The following is a 3,056-nucleotide window of genomic DNA, read 5'->3' on the forward strand; positions in this document are numbered from 1 at the left end:
CCTTTGATCCGGCTATTTCCGAATGGGGAAACCCACCTTTACGGTCTGCGAATGTGAACCCTGGCTTCGGCCAAGGTTCTGGTTCGTAGGTCGTCCAAAGGTACAATGACCTGAATACATAGGGTTCATTGAGCAAACCCGGGGAACTGAAACATCTCAGTACCCGGAGGAAAGGACATCAACCGAGACTCCCGTAGTAGTGGCGAGCGAACCGGGACCAGGCCAGTGCTGTCGTGACATAAAGCCGAACGACTTGGAAAGGTCGGCCATAGCGGGTGATAGCCCCGTAGGCGTCAATTAGGGACAGACTCGAGTAGGGCGGGACACGTGAAATCCTGTCTGAACATGGGGGGACCATCCTCCAAGCCTAAGTACTCCTCAGTGACCGATAGTGAACAAGTACCGTGAGGGAAAGGTGAAAAGCACCCCGACAAGGGGAGTGAAATAGAACCTGAAATCGGAAGCCTACAAGCAGTCGGAGCCACCTCGCGTGGTGACGGCGTACCTTTTGTATAATGGGTCAGCGACTTCATGTGCCGTGCAAGCTTAAGCCGTTAGGTGTAGGCGCAGCGAAAGCGAGTCTGAATAGGGCGAATAAGTACGTCGCATGACGACCCGAAACCAGGTGATCTATCCATGAGCAGGTTGAAGGCTGGGTAACACCAGCTGGAGGACCGAACCCGTGCCCGTTGAAAAGGTCTGGGATGACTTGTGGATAGGGGTGAAAGGCCAATCAAACCTGGACATAGCTGGTTCTCCGCGAAATCTATTTAGGTAGAGCCTCGGACGAATTCCTTGGGGGGTAGAGCACTGGATGGATGCGGGCGGCGCGAGCTGTACCAATTCTAACCAAACTCCGAATACCCAAGAGAACTATCCGGGAGACACACGGCGGGTGCTAACGTCCGTCGTGAAAAGGGAAACAACCCTAACCATCATCTAAGGCCCCCAAGTAACGGCTAAGTGGGAAACGATGTGGGATTGCTTTGACAACCAGGATGTTGGCTTAGAAGCAGCCATCATTTAAAGAAAGCGTAACAGCTCACTGGTCAAGCGATCCTGCGCGGAAAATGTAACGGGGCTAAAGCCGTTCGCCGAAGGTATGGGTGTGCGCAAGCACGCGGTAGCGGAGCGTTCCGTAAGCCTGTGAAGGTCGGTCGTGAGGCCGGCTGGAGGTATCGGAAGTGAGAATGCTGACATGAGTAGCGACAAAGAGTGTGAGAGACACTCTCGCCGAAAGTCCAAGGGTTCCTGCGTAAAGTTAATCTGCGCAGGGTTAGCCGGCCCCTAAGGTGAGGCCGAAAGGCGTAATCGATGGGAACCAGGTGAATATTCCTGGGCCAGTTGGAAGTGACGAATTCCGTATATTGTCGGGGCTTATTGGATTGCTCCCGGCAGTGAAGGAGTTCCTGGAAATAACTCCAACAGAGACCGTACCCGAAACCGACACAGGTGGACTGGTAGAGCATACCAAGGCGCTTGAGAGAACTATGCTGAAGGAACTCGGCAAATTGCACGCGTAACTTCGGGATAAGCGTGACTCACCCTGCGCAAGCAGGACTGAGTGGCACAGGCCAGGGGGTAGCGACTGTTTATCAAAAACACAGGGCTCTGCTAAACCGTAAGGTGAAGTATAGGGTCTGACGCCTGCCCGGTGCCGGAAGGTTAAAAGGAGGGGTGCAAGCTCCGAATTGAAGCCCCGGTAAACGGCGGCCGTAACTATAACGGTCCTAAGGTAGCGAAATTCCTTGTCGGGTAAGTTCCGACCTGCACGAATGGCGTAACGACTTCCCCACTGTCTCCAGCATAGGCTCAGCGAAATTGAATTCCCCGTGAAGATGCGGGGTTCCCGCGGTCAGACGGAAAGACCCTATGAACCTTTACTGCAGCTTCGCCTTGGCGTTAGCGACAACATGTGTAGGATAGGTGGGAGGCTATGAAACCGGGGCGCCAGCTCTGGCGGAGCCAACCTTGAAATACCACCCTTGTTGTCGTTGACGTCTAACCTAGGCCCGTTATCCGGGTCAGGGACATGGCGTGGCGGGCAGTTTGACTGGGGCGGTCGCCTCCCAAAGTGTAACGGAGGCGCGCGATGGTGGGCTCAGAGCGGTCGGAAATCGCTCGTCGAGTGCAATGGCATAAGCCCGCCTGACTGAGAGACTGACAAGTCGATCAGAGACGAAAGTCGGCCATAGTGATCCGGTGGTTCTGCATGGAAGGGCCATCGCTCAACGGATAAAAGGTACTCTAGGGATAACAGGCTGATTTTGCCCAAGCGTCCACAGCGACGGCAAAGTTTGGCACCTCGATGTCGGCTCATCACATCCTGGGGCTGGAGCAGGTCCCAAGGGTTCGGCTGTTCGCCGATTAAAGTGGTACGTGAGCTGGGTTCAGAACGTCGTGAGACAGTTTGGTCCCTATCTGCCGTGGGTGTACGAAGCTTGAGAGGATCTGTCCCTAGTACGAGAGGACCGGGATGGACACACCTCTGGTGGACCTGTCGTGGCGCCAGCCGCGCAGCAGGGTAGCTAAGTGTGGAATAGATAACCGCTGAAAGCATCTAAGCGGGAAACTAACCTCAAAACAAGGCTTCGCTGAGAGCCGTGGTAGACCACCACGTTGATAGGCCAGGTGTGGAAGTGCCGCGAGGCATGGAGCTTACTGGTACTAATCGCTCGATCGGCTTGATCGTTCTTATCAAAACTCATGCGCGCTTTGTAGCGACACAGATGTCTTCTCATACTGATCCGTTTCGTTGACCTGGTGGCTATGCCGAGGAGTCCCCACCCGATCCCATCCCGAACTCGGTCGTTAAGCTCCTCAGGGCCAATGGTACTTCGTCTTAAGGCGCGGGAGAGTAGGTCGCCGCCAGGTCTACAAAACGGATCAGATCCAACCCTTCAATACTCACCATCAGACACCCTATCGACGCGGGGTGGAGCAGCCCGGTAGCTCGTCAGGCTCATAACCTGAAGGTCACAGGTTCAAATCCTGTCCCCGCACCCAAGCCACATCGGCCCCCGCCCCCAAGCGGGGGCCGTTTGCGTATCCGGAGA

General features: G+C 55.2%; 1 tRNA gene and 2 rRNA genes (1 of these 3 cut by a window edge). All 3 read left to right on the plus strand.

Annotated features, from left to right (window positions below):
• Positions 1–2,692: ribosomal RNA gene (locus DJ019_RS20545) — 23S ribosomal RNA — on the plus strand; it begins 95 nt to the left of the window's first position.
• A 67-nt stretch (positions 2,693–2,759) separates the two neighbouring features.
• A 5S ribosomal RNA gene (rrf, locus tag DJ019_RS20550) occupies positions 2,760–2,874 on the plus strand.
• A gap of 55 nt (positions 2,875–2,929) precedes the next feature.
• Positions 2,930–3,006, plus strand: a tRNA-Met gene (locus DJ019_RS20555).
• Positions 3,007–3,056 lie beyond the last annotated feature (50 nt).

The sequence above is a fragment of the Phenylobacterium kunshanense genome (assembly GCF_003254525.1).
Lineage (GTDB): Bacteria > Pseudomonadota > Alphaproteobacteria > Caulobacterales > Caulobacteraceae > Phenylobacterium > Phenylobacterium kunshanense.